25 protein-coding genes are annotated in these 17,939 nt (G+C 52.2%); all 25 read left to right on the plus strand.

Features of this window, described 5'->3' with window-relative positions; genetic code table 11:
• Positions 1-33 precede the first annotated feature (33 nt).
• The 25 genes from ET34_RS22170 to ET34_RS0119010 all read left to right on the plus strand — a co-directional run bounded on the left by ET34_RS22170 (position 34) and on the right by ET34_RS0119010 (position 17,907).
• The gene (locus ET34_RS22170) at positions 34-141 is read left to right on the plus strand and encodes a putative peptidoglycan-binding domain-containing protein (protein WP_413783775.1); all 108 of its coding nucleotides are present in this window, start codon (positions 34-36) and stop codon (positions 139-141) included.
• Positions 111-395: a hypothetical protein gene (locus ET34_RS0118885; protein ID WP_152548421.1), complete on the plus strand. Its 285-nt coding sequence runs from the start codon at positions 111-113 to the stop codon at positions 393-395. The genes ET34_RS22170 and ET34_RS0118885 overlap by 31 nt, the downstream gene beginning before the upstream one ends.
• Complete coding sequence (locus tag ET34_RS0118890) at positions 392-661, plus strand: hypothetical protein (protein WP_031524661.1); 270 nt, start codon at positions 392-394, stop codon at positions 659-661. Before ET34_RS0118885 ends, ET34_RS0118890 begins: the two co-directional genes overlap by 4 nt.
• Before the next feature lie 7 nt (positions 662-668).
• Positions 669-809 carry a hypothetical protein gene (locus ET34_RS22810; protein WP_169738136.1) on the plus strand — a complete coding sequence of 47 codons (141 nt, stop codon included), beginning with the start codon at positions 669-671 and terminating at the stop codon, positions 807-809.
• Positions 806-979, plus strand: a complete 174-nt coding sequence (locus ET34_RS22815; RefSeq protein WP_169738137.1) for a heme exporter protein CcmD — start codon at positions 806-808, stop codon at positions 977-979. The genes ET34_RS22810 and ET34_RS22815 overlap by 4 nt, the downstream gene beginning before the upstream one ends.
• Positions 980-1,459: 480 nt before the next feature.
• Positions 1,460-2,059 (plus strand): hypothetical protein, encoded by a 600-nt coding sequence (locus ET34_RS0118905; RefSeq protein WP_031524663.1) that lies wholly within the window; start codon positions 1,460-1,462, stop codon positions 2,057-2,059.
• Positions 2,060-2,061: 2 nt separating this feature from the next.
• Complete coding sequence (locus tag ET34_RS0118910; RefSeq protein ID WP_031524664.1) at positions 2,062-3,546, plus strand: hypothetical protein; 1,485 nt, start codon at positions 2,062-2,064, stop codon at positions 3,544-3,546.
• Between the two features lie 6 nt (positions 3,547-3,552).
• Positions 3,553-5,013 carry a DUF4055 domain-containing protein gene (locus ET34_RS0118915; protein ID WP_051640576.1) on the plus strand — a complete coding sequence of 487 codons (1,461 nt, stop codon included), beginning with the start codon at positions 3,553-3,555 and terminating at the stop codon, positions 5,011-5,013.
• Between the two features lie 2 nt (positions 5,014-5,015).
• Positions 5,016-5,390 (plus strand): Gp49 family protein, encoded by a 375-nt coding sequence (locus ET34_RS0118920; RefSeq protein ID WP_031524668.1) that lies wholly within the window; start codon positions 5,016-5,018, stop codon positions 5,388-5,390.
• Positions 5,391-5,399: 9 nt separating this feature from the next.
• A complete protein-coding gene (locus ET34_RS0118925) occupies positions 5,400-6,443 on the plus strand; it encodes a minor capsid protein (RefSeq protein WP_031524669.1) in 1,044 nt (347 codons plus the stop codon).
• Positions 6,444-6,508: 65 nt separating this feature from the next.
• A complete protein-coding gene (locus ET34_RS0118930) occupies positions 6,509-6,769 on the plus strand; it encodes a hypothetical protein (protein ID WP_031524671.1) in 261 nt (86 codons plus the stop codon).
• A gap of 105 nt (positions 6,770-6,874) precedes the next feature.
• Positions 6,875-7,576, plus strand: coding sequence for a hypothetical protein (locus ET34_RS0118935; RefSeq protein ID WP_051640577.1), 702 nt, complete (start codon positions 6,875-6,877; stop codon positions 7,574-7,576).
• A gap of 11 nt (positions 7,577-7,587) precedes the next feature.
• Positions 7,588-8,601, plus strand: a complete 1,014-nt coding sequence (locus ET34_RS0118940) for a hypothetical protein (protein ID WP_031524674.1) — start codon at positions 7,588-7,590, stop codon at positions 8,599-8,601.
• A gap of 43 nt (positions 8,602-8,644) precedes the next feature.
• Positions 8,645-8,857, plus strand: coding sequence for a hypothetical protein (locus tag ET34_RS0118945; RefSeq protein WP_031524676.1), 213 nt, complete (start codon positions 8,645-8,647; stop codon positions 8,855-8,857).
• A 36-nt stretch (positions 8,858-8,893) separates the two neighbouring features.
• Entirely contained in the window at positions 8,894-9,286 is a 393-nt protein-coding gene (locus tag ET34_RS0118950; protein WP_031524678.1) for a hypothetical protein, read from the plus strand.
• On the plus strand, positions 9,286-9,669 hold the full coding sequence (locus ET34_RS0118955) for a hypothetical protein (protein ID WP_031524680.1): 384 nt from the start codon (positions 9,286-9,288) through the stop codon (positions 9,667-9,669). Before ET34_RS0118950 ends, ET34_RS0118955 begins: the two co-directional genes overlap by 1 nt.
• Positions 9,670-9,867: 198 nt before the next feature.
• The gene (locus ET34_RS0118965) at positions 9,868-10,248 is read left to right on the plus strand and encodes a hypothetical protein (protein ID WP_031524684.1); all 381 of its coding nucleotides are present in this window, start codon (positions 9,868-9,870) and stop codon (positions 10,246-10,248) included.
• Positions 10,245-10,637, plus strand: coding sequence for a phage tail terminator-like protein (locus tag ET34_RS0118970; RefSeq protein WP_031524686.1), 393 nt, complete (start codon positions 10,245-10,247; stop codon positions 10,635-10,637). Before ET34_RS0118965 ends, ET34_RS0118970 begins: the two co-directional genes overlap by 4 nt.
• Before the next feature lie 26 nt (positions 10,638-10,663).
• Positions 10,664-11,836 (plus strand): phage tail tube protein, encoded by a 1,173-nt coding sequence (locus ET34_RS0118975; RefSeq protein WP_031524688.1) that lies wholly within the window; start codon positions 10,664-10,666, stop codon positions 11,834-11,836.
• A 49-nt stretch (positions 11,837-11,885) separates the two neighbouring features.
• Complete coding sequence (locus ET34_RS0118980; RefSeq protein ID WP_031524690.1) at positions 11,886-12,335, plus strand: hypothetical protein; 450 nt, start codon at positions 11,886-11,888, stop codon at positions 12,333-12,335.
• Positions 12,336-12,756: 421 nt separating this feature from the next.
• Positions 12,757-13,572, plus strand: a complete 816-nt coding sequence (locus tag ET34_RS23040; RefSeq protein WP_236633901.1) for a hypothetical protein — start codon at positions 12,757-12,759, stop codon at positions 13,570-13,572.
• 233 nt (positions 13,573-13,805) lie between these two features.
• Complete coding sequence (locus tag ET34_RS0118995) at positions 13,806-14,333, plus strand: KilA-N domain-containing protein (RefSeq protein WP_031524695.1); 528 nt, start codon at positions 13,806-13,808, stop codon at positions 14,331-14,333.
• Positions 14,334-14,450: 117 nt separating this feature from the next.
• Positions 14,451-14,669, plus strand: a complete 219-nt coding sequence (locus ET34_RS0119000; RefSeq protein WP_152548422.1) for a hypothetical protein — start codon at positions 14,451-14,453, stop codon at positions 14,667-14,669.
• A gap of 59 nt (positions 14,670-14,728) precedes the next feature.
• Entirely contained in the window at positions 14,729-17,554 is a 2,826-nt protein-coding gene (locus ET34_RS0119005) for a phage tail tape measure protein (protein ID WP_051640578.1), read from the plus strand.
• Between the two features lie 11 nt (positions 17,555-17,565).
• A complete protein-coding gene (locus tag ET34_RS0119010) occupies positions 17,566-17,907 on the plus strand; it encodes a phage tail protein (protein WP_031524701.1) in 342 nt (113 codons plus the stop codon).
• The last annotated feature ends 32 nt before the right edge of the window (positions 17,908-17,939 follow it).

Genomic DNA, 17,939 nt, shown 5'->3' on the forward strand with positions numbered 1-17,939 from the left:
ATTCGCGGGTATGCAGCAGCAGAAGCGAAGCTGTTGAAGGCGCTCAATTGCACTCAGGGTCAGCGCTATCTTGAAATAGCGGAAGCCGACCAATCGCAGGAGGAATTCCTGTGGGGCTGGCTGGACAGGGTGGAAATCTGATGGACGTCTTCAGCATGCTGCGTGGTAGCGCCGGCACAATATCTCTTAGCAGAACGCAGGCCGCATTAGGCTTCCTGGTGTGCAGCTGCGCAGTAGGCTGGCAGGCATACCAGGGGACGCTATCGGACGTGATTTTCGGACTGTACTTCGGCTTCTGCACTGCCGGCTACCTTGGGGCTAAAAAGCTCGCATCCGACAAAGACATCAAAGAGCAGCAAATCGACGCGGGTATGAACCCGGGAGAGAAATCATGAGTTTCATTGAAATGCTGATCGCCGGTTTCTTTGCAGTGGTAGCAATCGCTGCCGGTGCCTTTGGTATTGGTCACTCAAAGGGGAAGGGAAAAGCCGAACAGGCCGCGACCGAGCGTGAAACCAAAACCAAAATCGAACAGGCTCAGGCCGCTACCGAGCGCCAGACCAAAACCAGCAAAGAGGCCGCTGATGTTCAGGACACCGTTACTCGCATGCCTGGCAGCGCTGTTGACGACGAGCTGCGCTCCGACTGGCTCAACAAATAACACCGTTGTGGTCGACACTGCCTGTAACTGGGTGAAGCCGATCCTTGTTACTGAGGCCGACATTCTCACCATGGATGAACGCACCAAGCGAGCCATCCTCACCCACAACAAAACGTGGAAAGCTAACTGCGCGACGGAAGCCAAATGAGTGCTTACTCCATCTACAACATCATCTCCGGCGGCTGCATCGCAGCGCTGCTTATGACGTGGCTTTTCTTCTGGATTTACTGGAAGCAGGAACGCCGGCATCGCGACGAAATCAGGAAGCTGCAGCGTGAGGTTGTGATGGAGATAAAGAACGCGCACAAGATTTGCTAAATGCCTGGATGGTCATCACGAAACTGGTTACATATTTCCGACAAAAAAAATCTGATGTTAATTTGGATCCTCACCTAAAAAAAGAGGACAGAAAATGGACAAGTTAACATTGGAAAGAACATTGATTTACCGCGGCGAGGATGGGGAATTGACTCGCTATGAAATATATAGGACGGATGGGAGCCAGGCTAATAATATAGATTCCATCCACGTTTATCGCGAAAAAGTGGTTGACGGGAATCGTGTCTGGCACAGGACTGGTGATGAAGTGTCATTAAATCACTTGGGTCCGCAGATGAATGGCGGATTCCAGACGGCTGTAGCACGGAGGCGCCCTGCGGCAAGAGATGTAAGCTCAGCTATAGAAGAGTGCAGTAAACACTGGTCAAAACATTACGAATAACCGCCTCCGGGCGGTTTTTTATTGCCATTACAAAGCGCCTCTCCCGGGGCGCTTGATAATGGTTAAAGGAGAAATATATGGCAAAGCCTGACTGGGAGGCCATCGAGTCGGCTTACCGTGCCGGCTTGTTGTCCATCCGTGAAATCGCATCCCAGCACGGCATTACGCACGGAGCTATCAACAAGCGAGCTAAGCGTGATGGATGGGAGCGAGACCTTAAAGCAAAGATTAAGGCGAAGGCTGATGCACTGGTATCCAAACGAGAGGTATCCAGGGCGGTATCCGCTGAAACGGCTACCAACGAGCGGATACTCATTGAGGCCAATGCTGAGGTCATTGCCACTGTCCGCATGGAGCATCGCGGAGACATTCGCAGAGCGCGTAATATCGCCAGCTCGCTCTTTGGTGAGCTTGAAGCGCAATGCGCAGATTTAGGCGCACTGGATGAGCTCGGCGAGTTGATGCTTCGGCCCGATGATAAAGGCCAAGATCGCCTCAATGAAATTTATCAAAAGGTCATCAGCATGCCCGGGCGAGTGAAGTCGATGAAAGACCTGTCTGACACGCTGAAGACACTCATTGGCCTGGAGCGTCAGGCATACGACATTGACGGCCCTGCCGGTGATGATGCCACCAAGAAACTTTCTGACCTGATGGATGATCTGTCGAAGGGGTAAGCATGAGGCCAGAACATCTCAAGCTTCTGCGAGATAAACTCTGGCGACTAAATCACCTCTACTGGATCACCAACAAAGAAGGTAAGCCAGTACGCTTCCAGATGACGCCGGAGCAGCTCGAATACTTCGATGGCATGCATACCCGCAACCTGATTCTGAAAGCACGCCAGTTAGGCTTCACCACAGAGGTTTGCATCATTCAGCTCGACGCGGCGCTGTTTGAAGCTGCGAAGTGCGCACTGATAGCCCATACCCTGAACGACGCCAAACGTCTTTTCCGCGAGAAGATAAAATACGCCTATGACCGACTCCCTGATGAAATCAAAGCTGCTAACCCTGCGAGCAATGATGCAGCGGGTGAGCTGGTATTTAAGAAAGGCGGCTCGCTGTATATCAGCACATCTTTCCGTGGCGGTACGCTGCGCTATCTGCACGTTTCCGAGTTCGGGAAGATCTGCGCCAAGTTCCCTGACAAAGCGCGAGAGATTGTCACAGGCGCTTTTGAAGCTGTATCAAGCGACTGTTTCACGACGATTGAAAGCACTGCGGAAGGCCGGGCTGGCTACTTCTTCGATTACTGCCAGTCGGCTGAGAAAGCACAACTACAGGGCAAGTTGCTCTCATCTCTAGACTGGAAATTCTTCTTTTTCAGTTGGTGGAAGAACGCCCTCTATGCAATTGACCCCGTAGAGGAGCTACCGCAGCGCCTGAGCGATTATTTTGCTGAACTTGAGGCGAAGTACGACATAAATCTTAACGATCGCCAGAGAGCCTGGTATTACGCCAAAGAGAAAACGCTAGGCGATGACATGAAGCGTGAGTACCCCTCAATTCCTGCGGAAGCATTCCAGCAGTCGGTTGAAGGAGCGTACTACGCGAAGCAGTTCCGCAAGCTCTACGAGCAGAAGCGCATCGGTGCGCTGCCTGATAACTCACATCTGCCTGTCCACACCTTCTGGGATATCGGGGTCAGCGACTCCACAGCTATCTGGTTCGTTCGCATCGTTGGTGAGGAATATCACGTCATCGACTACTACGAGAACAGTGGTGAAGGCCTGCGCCATTACATGAAGGTGCTGAAGGATAAGGGCTACACCTATGCGGCTCACTGGGGGCCGCACGATATCGATAACCGTGAGTTCGGCTCAGACGCAAAGACCCGTAGAGAGCTGGCGCGTGAAGGGTACGAAATCGACGGCAGTAGATATGCGATCACCTTCCAGGTGGTGCCAAAGCTCGGCGTTGACGACGGCATAGAGCAGGTGCGTGAAATCCTCCCACGGTGCGTCTTTGATGACGTGAAATGCGAAGAAGGCCTGAACGCTCTCGAGAGCTACCGCAAGGAATGGGATGACAAGCGCGGGTGCTGGAAAGATAAGCCCCTTCACGACTGGACATCACACGGATCCGATGGCTTCCGGTACTTCGCAGTCACACAGAAAAAACGCGACGTTCTGAAGTCGGTACAGGTTCAATTCAAAAGATAAGCGACTATGGCTAACTACAAAAACGTAAGGAAAGAGTACGCCGACGCCGAAAAGTCATGGCAGCTTGTCAAAGACTGTGTGGCTGGCAGCAGGGCGGTGAAAGAGCGGGGAAGGTTATATTTACCCATGCCTGACCCCACCAATGAAAGCGAGCAGAACCTTGCTGATTATGATTCGCTTATTGCTCGTGCAATGTTCCTTAACATCACAGGGCGAACGCGTCAGGGGTTGATTGGTGCTGTATTCCGCAAGACTGCGGAGATCGACCTGCCAGAGCCGGTTGCCTATCTGATTGAGAACGCCAGCGGTGATGGAACTAGCCTAGAGCAGTTATCAAAAGAGGCTGTAGGTGAAGACCTCGACACCGGGCGCGGCGGGTTCTTCGTGGACTACCCGACCAAAGAGATGCCTGAAGGCCTGCGGCCAACACGAGCGCAGACAGCAGGAGACAGGGCTCACATCCATATCTACGAAGCCCTGAGTATCATCAACTGGCGGGAAGACGTCATTGATGGCGTTCGCAAGCTCACTATGGTGGTGCTGGCTGAATGCTATAACACCGAAAACGAAGATGAGTTCGTGTTTGAGGTTAAGAATCAGTACCGGGCATTGACTCTGGAAGATGGCAAGTATCGCCATCGTGTATGGCGTGAAGGTGAGAATGCTGAACAGCCTGTTCTGGATGTGTGGCCCACCGATTACTCAGGGAAGGCATTCGACCATATCCCTTTTCACTTCTTCGGCGCAGAGAGTAACGATTCCCGCATCGACAAGGCACCACTGGAAGACCTGGCCGAGGTGAACATCCTCCACTATGGCAACAGCGCCACGGTGGAGGAGTCAGGATTCATCAGCAGTCAGCCAACGGTGTTCTTCACTACCGATATCGAGCATGAAGAGTTCCAGAAATGGAACCCTAATGGCATTCAGGTGGGCTCAAAGCGCGGTTACAGTCTTGGCAAGAACGGATCGGCGACTATGGTCCAGGCTTCAGAGGGGCAGCTGGCCCGCACGCTGATGATCGACAAAGAAAACCAGATGCTGATGATTGGCGCTCGCATCGTTCAGCAGACGTCAGGCCAGGAGACGGCAGAAGCAGCTCGCATCCGCTACAGCAGCGACAACAGCGTACTCGGCACTATTGCCGGGAACGTCAGCGAGGCGCTGAAACTGGCGATTCTGGATGCTGAGCTGTATATGACCGGCACAGCAAACGAAGAAGGCACAGTTTTCTGGCTGAATCAGGAGTTCTTCGACGCAACGCTGACCTCTCAGGATGTGCTGGCACTTATCCAGGCATGGCAGCAGGGCATTATTGCGAAAGCAGACGTCCGCACCAAGCTTCGCCAGACCGGCTGGGTTGAGGCTGACCGTAACGATGATGACATTGACGCAGACCGAGAGAATGAGCCGCCAGTTGAAGGTGAAGAAATATCAAACGAAACCAATTCCGTCACTGAGGGATAGCTATGAGCGACAAAGATATAGAGCAGGAAATTCAGGATAAAGGAAAAACTGCGCCGCGAGTCACGCCAAGCCACATCGAGAGCCTTATTGCCGAAGAAATGTATATTGTGCCAGGCGATAGCGTTCACTGGACTGACCATTTAGCGGCGCAAGGCAATGCACAGCATGAGTTAACTATTCAGTCACTGAGCCTTCTTACCATTTGCGTCATCGTACTTCGAAACGGCTTTACCGTAACCGGTGAGAGTGCCTGCGCTAGCCCGGAAAATTACGATGCAGAAATCGGCCGAAAGATTGCTCGCGAGAACGCCATCAATAAAATCTGGACGCTTGAAGGCTACCTATTGAAGCAGAAACTCTCTGAAAGCAATGCGTAAGGACTTACCATGAGCGCAGACGGTTACACCACAGACGCCGCCACGCGCCATCAGGTCTATGTTCAGCGCTTTGGGTCTGGTCTTGCAGGTAAAGCAACAAAGTTTATCCGCAAGGCCATCAAGCGAGCCAAAGAGACCGTTAACGAGGGGTTAAGCCAGTACGCCACCGCTCGATATCAGCGCCAGATTGAAACGCTCAGGAAAGACCTCGGCGCGATTTATGGCGAGATGAGCGAGCAGCAATGGCTGGACCTCGGCGAGTTTGCACAGTACGAGTTCAGCTTCAACAGCAAATTACTTGGTCGCATCGTTAAGGCATCTGTAAAGCTCGCTGAGCCATCGCCTGAGATGATAGCCGCTGCTGTACTAGCTGACCCTCTGGAGCTTGCTGTCGGCTCTCGCAGGCAGGCTATTAACATTGCCGGGGCGCTCTCACAGTTTGGTAGTAAGAAAACGGCGGACATCCTGAGCGAAATTGCTATCGGCTCATCGCTTGGCGAGACGCAGCGTCAAATCGTCCGGCGGCTGACATCTCTCGGCGTGTCTCATGAGGAGCAGGTTGGCTCACTGGTTCGCACGGTGACCAACCATGTCGCTTCATCAGCCCGGGCGGAAACGCTGAAGCAGAATGAAGACATCCTCAAAGGTCATCGCTGGATATCCACGCTTGATAGCAGGACCACACCGGTATGCCGCGCTCGTGACAGGAAGGTTTACCCACTGGATGGACCTAAGCCGCCCGCTCACTGGGGATGCCGGTCGTCAATAGTGCCGGTGCTCAAAGATGAGTATCAGCGAGAGATTCCCGGCAGCACTCGGCCATCTGTCGGCCCTGATGGGGTAGAGCAGGTAAGCAGCAAGACGAGCTACGGTGACTGGCTTGCCAGACAGCCTGCAGCATTCCAGAAAGAGGTGCTTGGCCCAGCGCGTTACAAGCTATTCAGCAAAGGCGATCTGACGCTCGACCGCTTTGTCGATGACAACGGCAAAGAGTACACCCTCGACCAACTTAGGGGGCTAGAGCCCCATGCTTTTGAGTTGGGAGGGCTGTAACAACCTTACAAAGTCATTATTCTGGTTTCTGGAAATGCTGTAATCAGAAACGAATAGGGGCTTTTATGTTATTTGAAATGCAAGATGAAAGGATCGAGAAAGAAGAAATACAAGAGGCCGAGAGCATTGGTAATTACACCTGCCACTTCTCCGTCTTGCTTGGTAAGTACGACAAAGGATTAGGCGACCATCCAGTCGTTGGATTCTCTGTGAGGACCTACATGACAGAAACACCTGATAAAGATGGTGTTGCGGCTAATTTTGATTCGTTCTTAGAAGCAAGAGCATATTATGAATATGCAAAGAAACGTGTTCTAGATCTCTAATCAATCGCAGTGAACCCTGCAAGGTCGCTTAGGCGGCCTTTTTTATTGCCTAAAAATCACATCTAAACGCTGGCCGGGCCAGCACACATCCATTCAGGAGAATGTATGACTCTGAAGTATCAGCTTACCGCTGAGGAATTCGCTCAGCTCGATGAAGCCAAACAGGCGCTGTATGCGCTGCAGGGCGATGTCTATATCTGCCAGATCGAAGGTTTGCCGCAGCCGGAAGATGTTTCCGGTCTCAAGCGCCAGCGTGATGAATTGCTGGCCGAAAAGAAAGCCGAGCAGGAGCGTCGCCGTGCTGCAGAAGAAGAAGCCCGACGCAAAGAAGAAGAACGGCTGGCAGCAGAAGGCAATTATCAACAACTCTTCCAAAGCTCTCAGGCTGAGCTTGAGCGCGAGCGTAGCAGCCTGGTAGAGCTTCGCCGGTCCATCGAGCAGCGCGACATCAATCTCGCAGCCACACGTATTGCTACGGCGATCGCAGATGGTGACAACGCAGACATCCTCAAAGAGTTCATCGCTAAGCGACTGAAAGTGGCAGAAGGCCAGGTGCGCGTTACTGACGATTCAGGGAATCTGACGGTCAGCGCATTAGCCGATCTCCAGCGTGAGTTCGAAACCTCACCGCGTTACGCATCCCTCGTGCGCGGCAGTCAGGCAGGTGGCGGCGGGGCCGCGCCTAAGAGTGGTGACCGGGTTACCAAATCATTCGGGGAATTACGTGGTATGGAGCGAGTACAGCTCCGCAAAGATAACCCTGCCGAATATGAGCGCCTTAAGAAAGCGCATGAGGCATCTAAATAAGGATTTAAGCAATGCCAACCATTCTTTCTGACGTCGTATTCCGCGACGAATTGCGCGACTACATGCGCGTTAACACCGCTGAGCGTACCGCATTCTTTGAGTCAGGCATCCTGACCAATAACAGCGATATGAGCACTCTGCTGGCGTCGCCGTCAAACACCTTCACCATTCCGTGGTGGGTTGATCTGGACGCGTCTATCGAGCCTAACTACTCGAACGACGTCTACACCGATATCGCTGTTCCGCTGTCTGTAACGTCTGCCAGCATGCAGGCCCGCGCCGCATACCTGAACGAAGGATGGAACGCGATGAATCTGGTGAAAAACATCACCAACCAGGACCCGCTGGAATTCGTGGCCTCTCGCCTGACCAGTTACTGGCAGCGTCAGGCACAGCGTCGCGCAATCGCAACCACTATCGGCATCTACAACGACAACGTAGCGAACGATGGCGGCGACATGGTCATTGATGCCGGCGGCACTATCAACGCAGCCGCAATCATCCGCGCCAAGGCTACTATGGGTGATTACTCCGGTCAGTTGGGCGGCTTGAGCGTGATCGCTATGCACTCCGCCGTGCAGACCGAGCTTCAGATTCTCAACCTGATCGACTTTACCCCGCTGGCTGACCAGATTCCTGAGTTTGGCCGCTTCCAGGGTATGCGCGTAGTGGTTGACGACTCCATGCCGGTAATTGGCACTGGTGAAGACGCTAAGTACCTCTCCGTTATCTTCGGTCCGGGTGCACTTGGCTATGCCGAAGAGCAGGGTGAGGATGACGTTGAGTACGATCGCGAACCTGCACGCGGTAACGGTGGCGGCACCGAAACCCTGTGGACACGTCGCAACTTCGTGATTCATCCTCTGGGCTACTCGTTCCTGAGCACCACGATTACCGGAACGCCGACCACTACCCGTCCGGTATCTGCTAACTGGGCTGACCTGGCCCTGGCAACCAACTGGGACCGCAAGTTCGACCGTAAACAGGTTCCGCTGGCATTTGTGACTTCTACTGTCGCAGCCTAATCAACCATGCCCCGGATAACCGGGGCTTAATGAGGAGGTCATTATGGCCGTAGCAAAAGACAACTATATCGACCCAAACCAGAAAGCCAGGTGGGGATTCGGTGGCAGTGACGGCAATATTACCGTTGGCCCAGAAACAGTCGGCGAAACAGGCGGCGTTGATCACGTCCGCAGCGAACCGAAAGACGAAGGCGCGGTGAACAATGGCGGCGGTGAAAACTCCGAAGCCAAGAAAGCGACTAAGTCCACCAAGTAACGAAGGGGGCTTCGGCCCCTTAATTCTGGAGTCAAGATGACAACCTACGTGACAGTTGAAGACGTTGACGGGGTGCTTGGCACCGAATGGACGACGCCGGATAAAAAGGCTGCTGCTGTGCTTCAGGCTAACGCCTACATGACCAGCCTGAACCTGCAGGGCATTGACCTCAACGCTATCCCTCAAGATGTCATTGCCGCCGGTGCTTACCTGGCTAAATCTGCAGCTGATGGCACGCTCTATAAGCAGCAGACTGAATCAGGTTCGCTGACGAGCAAAACGGTAGATGCCGACGGCGTTAAGGTCTCCAAAACCTATGCATCAGGGCAGGCAACATCTACATCGCTGCTTCCCGCAGATGTTCAGCTCGCGCTCTCCCTGCTTGGGCAGTGGCGCATCAATCCTCTCGCATTCAGGGTGTATCGCTGATGGGCATTCGTGACGAGCTACAGACCGACATTGCCGAGGCTTTCGATACCGACCTTGCCGATGCTGTTAACGCCTTCACCGGACGCTACGTCATCCAGTCAGGCTGGGACCCCGTGACCGAGACAGGCGGCGAGACGGCAGTGACCTACACCGGGCGCGGCGTGTTGTCGAAATACAGCCTCAATCGTATTGATGGTGTCAACATCCTGCATGGCGACCTGAAATTAACCGCGCTGACGAATGAAGTTACCGATAAGCCGACGATCGATCACATCATCACCGCGCCTGACCTAGTTACCGGTGAACAGCAACGCTACAAAGTCATTACGGCGGCAACAGATCCGGCGCAGGCCACTTTTTCCATTCAGTTGCGGAGGGCGTGATGCAATTTCTTTTGCTTTATTTAATTTGCGGACTTCCTATCGGACTTGTCGAGTTCATTTCTGTGCTGTTTATCAGGGACGGTGGCTCGGCATGGCTTAAGGCTATTTACGGAGTAATCGCCGCGCTTTTATGGCCGCTAATCTTCGCCGTGCTATTCATCCCTGAGCGGATTCTTTGCAAGTGGCGGAGATCGTGACATGGCTAAGTCCTGGGATAACGATCCGCTTTTGTTTGCCGGGCTGATTGAGGAAGAGGTAGGTAAGAAGTTGCGCATTATCTCAATGGCGCTTCTTACTGATATTGTGCAGCGCTCTCCAGTCGATACTGGAAGGTTTCGCGCTAACAATCAGGTGAGCATAGGGGGCGCTGATTACAGCCAGCTCTCAACCATTGATCAATCAGGAGCGGTGACTATACAGCAGGGTAGTGCTGTTATAGCGCAAGGTAAGCCCTACTCAGTCATCTACATCCAGAACAACCTCCCTTATGCAGAGAGGCTGGAGAACGGACACTCCAAACAAGCGCCTACCGGCGTATATGCCAACTCATTCCACGGTGTAACGCAGGCCTACAAATGACCCTCGAAGAAATCAGAAACGCTGTCATCAAACGCATGACGGCGCAGACGGCTATTGCCTCTGGTGATGTGCGATACCAGAACGATAAGACGTATGACCCGACTGGTAAATCCATCTGGGCGCGTCTGACAAACATTCCCGGCCTTGCTGGAGCTAATGAGATAGGCAACGGACCGGTAGTTCATCGAACAGGGATGCTCATCATTCAGATATTCGTCCCCACTGGTACTGGCTCACTCCTTCTAACGCAGACGGCTGACAAGCTTCGTGAACTGTTCGAGTTCAAAACCGACGGCCGTCTTGACTACTTCGCAGTCTCAGCCATTGACGCCGGAGAGGCGGATGGATGGGCGCAAATGAATATCCAGATCCCTTACCGCGCCGTGTAGGGCGCTTAACCTTTAAGGAGGCTCAAGTGAGCTCAGGCGCAAAGGTCGTAACGGCCTATAAACGAGAAACAACACCCGGCACCACGCCGACATCTGGAGACTGGCAGCTACTGAAGCGTAGCAGCTTCGGCCTCGGCCCATCTCAGAGCATGATCGACAATGACGAGATTGGCGGCTCCCGCATGGCGCAGGGCCGGTCAGTCGGTACCGTCGATGTAACCGGCGACGTGTCCACTAAGTTCCGCTGGGGTCAGCATGATGACTTCCTTGCATCATGTTTTGGTGCTGAGTGGAACAACAACGCCCTAACCATGGGCAATGACCGCATCACCTTTTCTGTCGCTTCCTACGCAGAGGATATCGGCGTTGCATCCATTGCCCGGGGCGCTCAGGTCGGCACCTTCCAGATTGAAATCCCGAACGACGGAGATATTACCGCTACCGTGACCTTTGCGGGTCTTGGCTGGGATTCGAAATCTGACAGCACCAGTTACTTCGCAGACCCGGTCGATAACGCTGGCGAAATGCGTTACTCCTTCAAGCAGGTGACCAACATCAGCCTGAACGGCGTAAACGGTGGTGATGGATTCTGTGTTGATTCATTCAACCTGCAGTTCGACAACAACCTTCAGACGCAGCGCTGTATTGGCACTGGCAACCCATTTGCTGGCGCTAATATTCCGACTACTTTCACGCCATCAGGAAGCGTCACGCTGTCGTGGTCCAAAGAGGCCTATATCGCATGGAAGAAGTCGTTATCTGGAGAAACCATGCCGTTCAGCTTCACCCTGGAAAACGATGAGGGTAGCTACACCTTCAATCTGCCATCCGTTCAGGTGGATGGAGACTGGCCGGACGGTGGTAACACGGAAATCATTCAGGTAACGCTTAACATTACCGGCGCAGATGTTCCCCCTACCATCACACGAGCAGAAACGATTCCAACTACTGCTATGACGGTAACGCCTGCCACATCTTCAGGCGCTGAAGGCTCAACGGTTACGCTCACTGCCAATCTTACCCCGGCAGGTGCCACCGACACTGTGACGTGGGAGTCCTCGGACCCATCGGTAGCGGCCGTTGCATCTACCGGTCAGAAAGCGGCTCAGGTGACTCGCGTTAAAGAAGGCACGGCAACCATCACCGCCCGTGTTCGTGAATATAGCGGGTCAACTGCAATCACCGTAACCGCTCCTTAAACCTGACGGCCTGCCTCATGGTGGGCCGCTTTCATATTCAGAGGAATGAATGCTAATCCTTAACCCCCGAATTGACCTGAACGGCGAACGCTGGATTGAACCCATTGAAGGCCTGCGCCTGAAAGTGGCAAGTGCGGATAATCACCAGTATCGCTCACGTAATGCGTTGGTTCGCCGCCACATCGACAAAATGGACTCATCCCTGAAGGTAGGAACGCCTGACTTTAGCCTGGCTGAAGTAGGCGACATCGATTCAGTAGATGACCTGCTCATTGAAAACTGCGCCCGGTATTTGCTGAGAGCATGGGAAGGCGTGGGTGAAGTGGTAGATGGCAAGGAACAGGCGATCGAATATACCCCTGAGAAAGGCGTGGCGCTGATTAAGCAGCAACCCGAGCTGTACTGGCAGATTCTGGCAACAGCAGCAGAGATTGCCGAAGGGAAGGCGGAGCAAGTCAAAGACACCGTAAAAAAGTCCTCGAAGCGCAGTCCTGGCTGATTGAGTTCGGCGGAGAACAGGGTGAAAAGCGGAGGTGGACATACGAGAAGCTAAAGAAGCCCGTACCTCCGGAGCCTCAGCTTAACTCTGTGGCCGGCGAGATTATTGAGGCATACCGAGTAATATCACGTTCCCGCAACTACGCAGGCGTGGCCGCATCACCTCTGCCACTCTCACTGGGGGATATTGAGCAATACCTTTCCTCCCGCCCCGTACTAATCGACCGCTCAGAGTTTGATGCGGCCATATTTGCGCTGGATGACGCAGAGTTGCAGGCGTTCAGCGAGAAGCAAGAGAAGAAGTAATTCCCGCGCATCGCACGCGCAATAAAGAGAGTCTTTCAGTCGTGAGCCTGGGGAGAGTCGCTTTCTCTCGGACGGCTGTCCCGTGCGACAGGCTCACATCTAAAAGGAAATAAATCATGGGTCAGAAAATCATTACGTTATCCGGTGCGGCGACGGATGTTCTGTATGCGCTGTTTTTCCGTGGCGCGCTTCAGTCTGGTGAGCTGCCAGCTAAATCTGGTGCTGCTGAGCTTCGAGAGCTGGGATTTGCTGAAACACGCCATACCGCGACGGAGTATCAAAAGGAAAATTACTTCACCTTCCTGACTTCTGAAGGGCAGAAGTTTGCCATTAAGCATCTGGTAAATACGCGCTTTGGTGTTCCTGCTGGTGATTACATCGGTAGCCCTTTAGATGCGCTGGATGAAATTGCAGATCTGCCCCGATACAAAATCGGTAGTGATTACGCTATTCAAAAAAAAATAGCAGATGCACTCGATACTGCGCTGGCTCGCCATTATGAACAGTTTGGCAATGCAGAACGTGAAAAGCAGGCCGTTATCTTCCTGGAGGATCGCTGGGTAGCAATCGAGGGTAGTTACACGCCTGAAGAAATTATTGAGGCCGTTGAATGCATCAAGCTCCACCGATTATCGAAAAAGATAAAAGAATCCATGGAAGATATCTCGGGATTTGCTGTAAAGGACGGGCAGATATATATCAAGGATGCCTTCATTGAAAATGGCGCAGCATCCGCGAACTACACCGTGAAGATGAACGTGAATCACAATGGTAAATCACACGCTGAAGGCATATCTACCTCAAACGCATCTGCTACAAAAACACGTCTTTCTGATGATATTCGAGAGACATTAAACGAAGTAGTAAACGATGGCATCCGCAACGCGCTGAAGCCCGGCGGCCTGCTGCACTCGGTCATAAAACGTCAATAACTGCACAACCCCCAAGAAGAATGCCGCTGCTCATAGCGGCAACATCAGCCTCGCAATCGCGGGGCTTTTTATTTCGTCACCCACTATAGCAACACAAATCCCCGCGCTTCACACGCGCATTGTATAATCCAAGAACCTTACAGAAAGCGATCCTGAGAACTGCCGCTAGTGCCGGCGGGCCTCTTGGGGCGGCTTTTCTGTGTGACAGGTTCGCTTTCTTAAGGTAGCCCGCTATGACATACCCGACCGTATCCGTAAATGGTGTTTGCGTCCGTGTAGATAATGATGGTCGATATAGCCTCAACGACCTTCACGCAGCCGCAGTTGCTAATGGAGAGGCCACTGAATCACAAAGGCCTAGCGTATTTTTGCGTAGTGCGCAGGTTAAGCGCTTTATCAAAGCGTTGCAGGCCAAAGCACTAAAAAGTGCTTCGGAACAAAATCAACCACTTAAGGTTACAAAGGGTGGCGATGAGTCAGGGGTATGGGGCGTCGAGATTTTGGCTATTCGTTATGCCTCATGGATTAAGCCTGAGCTTGAGATTGAAGTCTACGAAGTATTCCGCACCGTGGTTAGACTTGGAATTAGCGCTATGTCAAGACTCAACAAAATAGACCACATCATCAACACCGAAACAAAAGCCATCAGTAGCTGTGCCAGCCAGATGGCTAAATGGGGTTCTGGTGGACGCAAGCAGCTACTGCACACGGCAAGAGAAAGAGCGGCGAAGGAAGTTCAGCTTTATCTCCCGGGCGTTTAAAGACTCTGCCCGCTTCGGAGGGCATAACACGCAACTCCTCGCAACGTTCCAACTCATCGGTTGATAACTGATCGGTTCCTGATACGATGTCAGGAAATATCTCAGATGGGGTGCGAAGTGAAAAAATTATTATTTGCAACTGCAATTGCACTGTTGATTACAGGGTGCGATCAATCGCCTGAGCAGCAGGAAAAAAACGATAAACGTGACGCAATAAAACTTTGCTGGAAAGATTACGACAGAAAGTCTGTGGACGAAGCAACCAAAAGGTTTATTGCTGGCGCGTGTGAAAAAATGGAGTCTGACTTCAAAGAGCGGTATCACGTATCGCCATAACCTAATTTATAAAAATAACCTCGCTCCGGCGGGGTTTTTTATTGCCCGGAGAAAGATAAATGCCAGAACAGCAATCCCGGTTAGCAATCATCATCGACAGCACTGGAGCGGAAAAAAACGCTGATAGTTTAACTACTGCGCTGGGAAAAATGACTGGAGCAGGAGAGAGGGCCGCTGCAGCTGCTGGCAAGGTGACAAAAGCAACGGATCAGGAAAAACAGGCATTGTCTGAGCTTCTTGACCGAATCGACCCTGTCAACGCAGCTCTCAATAGGCTTGATAAACAACAGCAAGATCTAGCTCGTTACAAAAGTAAAGGCATGATAGACGCCGATACATTTGCTGTTTACTCAAAGCAAATTGAGGACACGAGGAACAAGCTTACCGGATTCAATGAGCAGTTGAGCAGAACCGGTATGACCGCCAAACAAACCGCCGCTAACATGCGCATGGTCCCTGCTCAAATGACAGATATTGTTGTCAGCCTTGCAAGTGGCCAGGCTCCATTGACCGTCCTTCTTCAGCAGGGCGGGCAGCTAAAGGATATGTTCGGGGGAATTGTCCCTGCAGCAAAAGCTCTTGGCACATATGTTACAGGCCTTATCAACCCATTCACGCTGGCAGCCGCAGCTGTAGGTACATTAGGGCTGGCCTATTACAAAGGTTCTCAAGAGCAGGATGAGTTTTATAAGTCTTTAACCTTGAATGGTAATCTGGCCGGGAAAACTGCTGATCAATTGGCTGATATCGCTGCCAGAGTATCTGTCGCGACTAATTCAACCACAGGGATGGCAGCATCAACTCTGAATTTATTGGTGTCATCTGGGAAGGTGGCCAGTGACTCACTGGAGAGAGTTACTTCTTCAATTGTTGAAACCGGAAAAGCCACAGGGATAGCCACTGATAAGTTAGTTGATGATTTCAATAGCATTGCCTCAAATCCAGTTGCTGCTATTTCCAAACTCAATGACCAGTACCATTTTCTTACACTGGCAACCTACAGCCAGATAAAGGCACTGCAAGACGAAGGGAATCAGCAAGAAGCTTCAAGAATAGCAACCGAAGCCTATGCCACCACTATGCAGCAACGAGCAAGAGATATTAGAGAGAATTTGGGAGCGCTTGAGAGAGCATGGAATAGCGTCACAGGCGCAGCAAAAAGCGCATGGGATGCGATGCTTGATGTTGGCAGGCCACAAACAGATTCCGATAAACTTGCAACATTAAATGGAAGCATTGAAGAAGCCCAAAAAATGCAAGCTGAAGGTGGCCTCTGGAATAGATTTAAAGCTAACTCTAACGGTTACAACCTTCCCGACATGATAAAACGCAGAGACGCTCTTCAGTCTCAAATAACAACTGAAGGCGTTCTTAATGAGGCGATAAGCAAATATAACGAATCAGAGCAAAAAAGAATTTCGTTAAGGCAACAGGCGGAAAGGGAAGGTGAAAAATTAACCACAGCAGCTGAAAAGAGAGCAAAAGCCTTAGCACAGGAGAAGAAATACCTAGATGCTGGCGTAATTAGCCTAAGCGATTATGAGAAAAGAACATCCCGTATAAATGAAATTTTCAAAGATCCAGCCAAACCAAAAGGCAGGGCCTACACGGAAGATGCAGGCACCCGGATGCTGGATAACCTTCGCCAGCAGCAGCAGGTGCTTCTGGACCAGTCTCGCAGCACGGATAAATTAGGAACCCAGCAGCAGGCCTTGATTAAGTGGGAGCAGCAGTTAGCCGACATCAAGAACAAGCAGACACTCACCGCTGACCAGAAGTCGCTTCTGGCTAACTCTGAGATGATCACCGCCCAGCTCCAGCAGAACGCCGCCATAGAAAAGCAAATTTCCAACCGTGAGCGTCTCCTGTCTATCGAGCGTGCGCGTGCTGATATCGAGCGCACTATTGCTAACAGAGCAAATCAGTACGGCGCCGAAGAGTTCATGGCATCCGGAGGGATGAGCCAGTATGAGCAGCAGCAGTATCAACAGCGGCTTTCTCTGGAGCAATCCTACAACGACAAAATCACTCAGCTGCGCCAGAACAGGGCGATGGCAATGAGTGAGGCTGCGCGTCAGCAGATTGATGAGGAAATCCGCCTGCAGCAGGAAGGGCTAGCCACAGAGCTGAGAAACTACGACGAGCACATTCAGCGCATGAATGAAGCTCGTGGTTCATTCTCTGCAGGAGCCAGTCGAGCATGGCGTGAATATCTGGATAGCGCTTCTAACGTGTCTGCGATGTCTCAGCAGCTGTTCTCAAGCGCGTTCAGCGGCATGGAAGATGCTATTGTGAAGTTTGCCACCACAGGGAAAGCGTCATTCAAAGACTTTGCCACTTCAGTAATATCCGACCTGGCTCGTATCGCGGCCCGGCAGGCTATAGCCGGAATTGGCTCAAGTATCTTTGGATCGGTGCTTTCTGCCGGGGTATCTGCTGCTACGGGCTCCGTTGGCTCAACCCCTTCAGGCGCTTATAACAATGCCGCTGCAGGACTGAAGTTCAATGCCAAGGGCGGGGTTTATGATTCGCCTTCTCTCAGCAGCTACAGCAACGGGGTGTATGACAAGCCTCAGTTCTTTGCTTTTGCCAAAGGCGCAGGAGTGTTTGGTGAGGCTGGACCTGAGGCGATCATGCCGCTTGCGCGTTCTTCTGATGGTTCACTCGGGGTTCGCATGCTGAGCGGTGGTAATGGCGCAGGTGCCAACATCACAGTTAACGCGCCAGTCACAATTGTTCAGGAAGGCGGAAGTAACTCTGGAGAGGCCAACAATACCAGCACTGCTAACACCGCTCAGCAGCTTTCCGGCATCGTTCAGACGGTTATCACTGACCGTCTTAAGAAAGAAATATCACCGGGCGGCATGCTATACAGACCGGCCTGACGGAGCAGAATATGGCTATTGATACATTCACCTGGGGTGTTCTGGTGGGTGGCAGCGAAAGTATTAATGTTGCCACTCTTCAGTCTCAGTTTGGTGATGGCTATAAGCAGGTGTCATCTGCAGGTATTAACACTGCTGCAGCAACATGGACGCTTAGCCGAAGAGGTAACGTCAGCGATATTGCAGAGGTGAGAACGTTTTTGGCGTCTCACGTGACCGTCTCATTCTGGTGGACAGACCCGTGGGGTGACAAAAAGCTGTTCCGCGTGCGAGCCGACTCTGTAGCTACGAAGTGGATCACTGAGAGCTTTGTAGAGCTCTCATTCACCTTCGAACAGGCATTCGCGCCATAACCAAACAAAACCACACAGGGTCGCTATGGCGG

Origin of the sequence: Siccibacter colletis, from assembly GCF_000696575.1 — a bacterium.
In the GTDB taxonomy this organism is placed as follows: Bacteria; Pseudomonadota; Gammaproteobacteria; order Enterobacterales; family Enterobacteriaceae; genus Siccibacter; species Siccibacter colletis.

What these genes read in the sequence shown, in the direction of transcription:
- ET34_RS0118890 (WP_031524661.1), top strand. Translation starts at nt 392, where the DNA reads ATGAGTTTCATTGAAATGCTGATCGCCGGTTTCTTTGCAGTGGTAGCA.
- ET34_RS22815 (WP_169738137.1), top strand. Translation starts at nt 806, where the DNA reads ATGAGTGCTTACTCCATCTACAACATCATCTCCGGCGGCTGCATCGCA.
- ET34_RS0118905 (WP_031524663.1), top strand. Translation starts at nt 1,460, where the DNA reads ATGGCAAAGCCTGACTGGGAGGCCATCGAGTCGGCTTACCGTGCCGGC.
- ET34_RS0118910 (WP_031524664.1), top strand. Translation starts at nt 2,062, where the DNA reads ATGAGGCCAGAACATCTCAAGCTTCTGCGAGATAAACTCTGGCGACTA.
- ET34_RS0118915 (WP_051640576.1), top strand. Translation starts at nt 3,553, where the DNA reads ATGGCTAACTACAAAAACGTAAGGAAAGAGTACGCCGACGCCGAAAAG.
- ET34_RS0118920 (WP_031524668.1), top strand. Translation starts at nt 5,016, where the DNA reads ATGAGCGACAAAGATATAGAGCAGGAAATTCAGGATAAAGGAAAAACT.
- ET34_RS0118925 (WP_031524669.1), top strand. Translation starts at nt 5,400, where the DNA reads ATGAGCGCAGACGGTTACACCACAGACGCCGCCACGCGCCATCAGGTC.
- ET34_RS0118930 (WP_031524671.1), top strand. Translation starts at nt 6,509, where the DNA reads ATGTTATTTGAAATGCAAGATGAAAGGATCGAGAAAGAAGAAATACAA.
- ET34_RS0118935 (WP_051640577.1), top strand. Translation starts at nt 6,875, where the DNA reads ATGACTCTGAAGTATCAGCTTACCGCTGAGGAATTCGCTCAGCTCGAT.
- ET34_RS0118940 (WP_031524674.1), top strand. Translation starts at nt 7,588, where the DNA reads ATGCCAACCATTCTTTCTGACGTCGTATTCCGCGACGAATTGCGCGAC.
- ET34_RS0118945 (WP_031524676.1), top strand. Translation starts at nt 8,645, where the DNA reads ATGGCCGTAGCAAAAGACAACTATATCGACCCAAACCAGAAAGCCAGG.
- ET34_RS0118950 (WP_031524678.1), top strand. Translation starts at nt 8,894, where the DNA reads ATGACAACCTACGTGACAGTTGAAGACGTTGACGGGGTGCTTGGCACC.
- ET34_RS0118955 (WP_031524680.1), top strand. Translation starts at nt 9,286, where the DNA reads ATGGGCATTCGTGACGAGCTACAGACCGACATTGCCGAGGCTTTCGAT.
- ET34_RS0118965 (WP_031524684.1), top strand. Translation starts at nt 9,868, where the DNA reads ATGGCTAAGTCCTGGGATAACGATCCGCTTTTGTTTGCCGGGCTGATT.
- ET34_RS0118970 (WP_031524686.1), top strand. Translation starts at nt 10,245, where the DNA reads ATGACCCTCGAAGAAATCAGAAACGCTGTCATCAAACGCATGACGGCG.
- ET34_RS0118980 (WP_031524690.1), top strand. Translation starts at nt 11,886, where the DNA reads ATGCTAATCCTTAACCCCCGAATTGACCTGAACGGCGAACGCTGGATT.
- ET34_RS23040 (WP_236633901.1), top strand. Translation starts at nt 12,757, where the DNA reads ATGGGTCAGAAAATCATTACGTTATCCGGTGCGGCGACGGATGTTCTG.
- ET34_RS0118995 (WP_031524695.1), top strand. Translation starts at nt 13,806, where the DNA reads ATGACATACCCGACCGTATCCGTAAATGGTGTTTGCGTCCGTGTAGAT.
- ET34_RS0119005 (WP_051640578.1), top strand. Translation starts at nt 14,729, where the DNA reads ATGCCAGAACAGCAATCCCGGTTAGCAATCATCATCGACAGCACTGGA.
- ET34_RS0119010 (WP_031524701.1), top strand. Translation starts at nt 17,566, where the DNA reads ATGGCTATTGATACATTCACCTGGGGTGTTCTGGTGGGTGGCAGCGAA.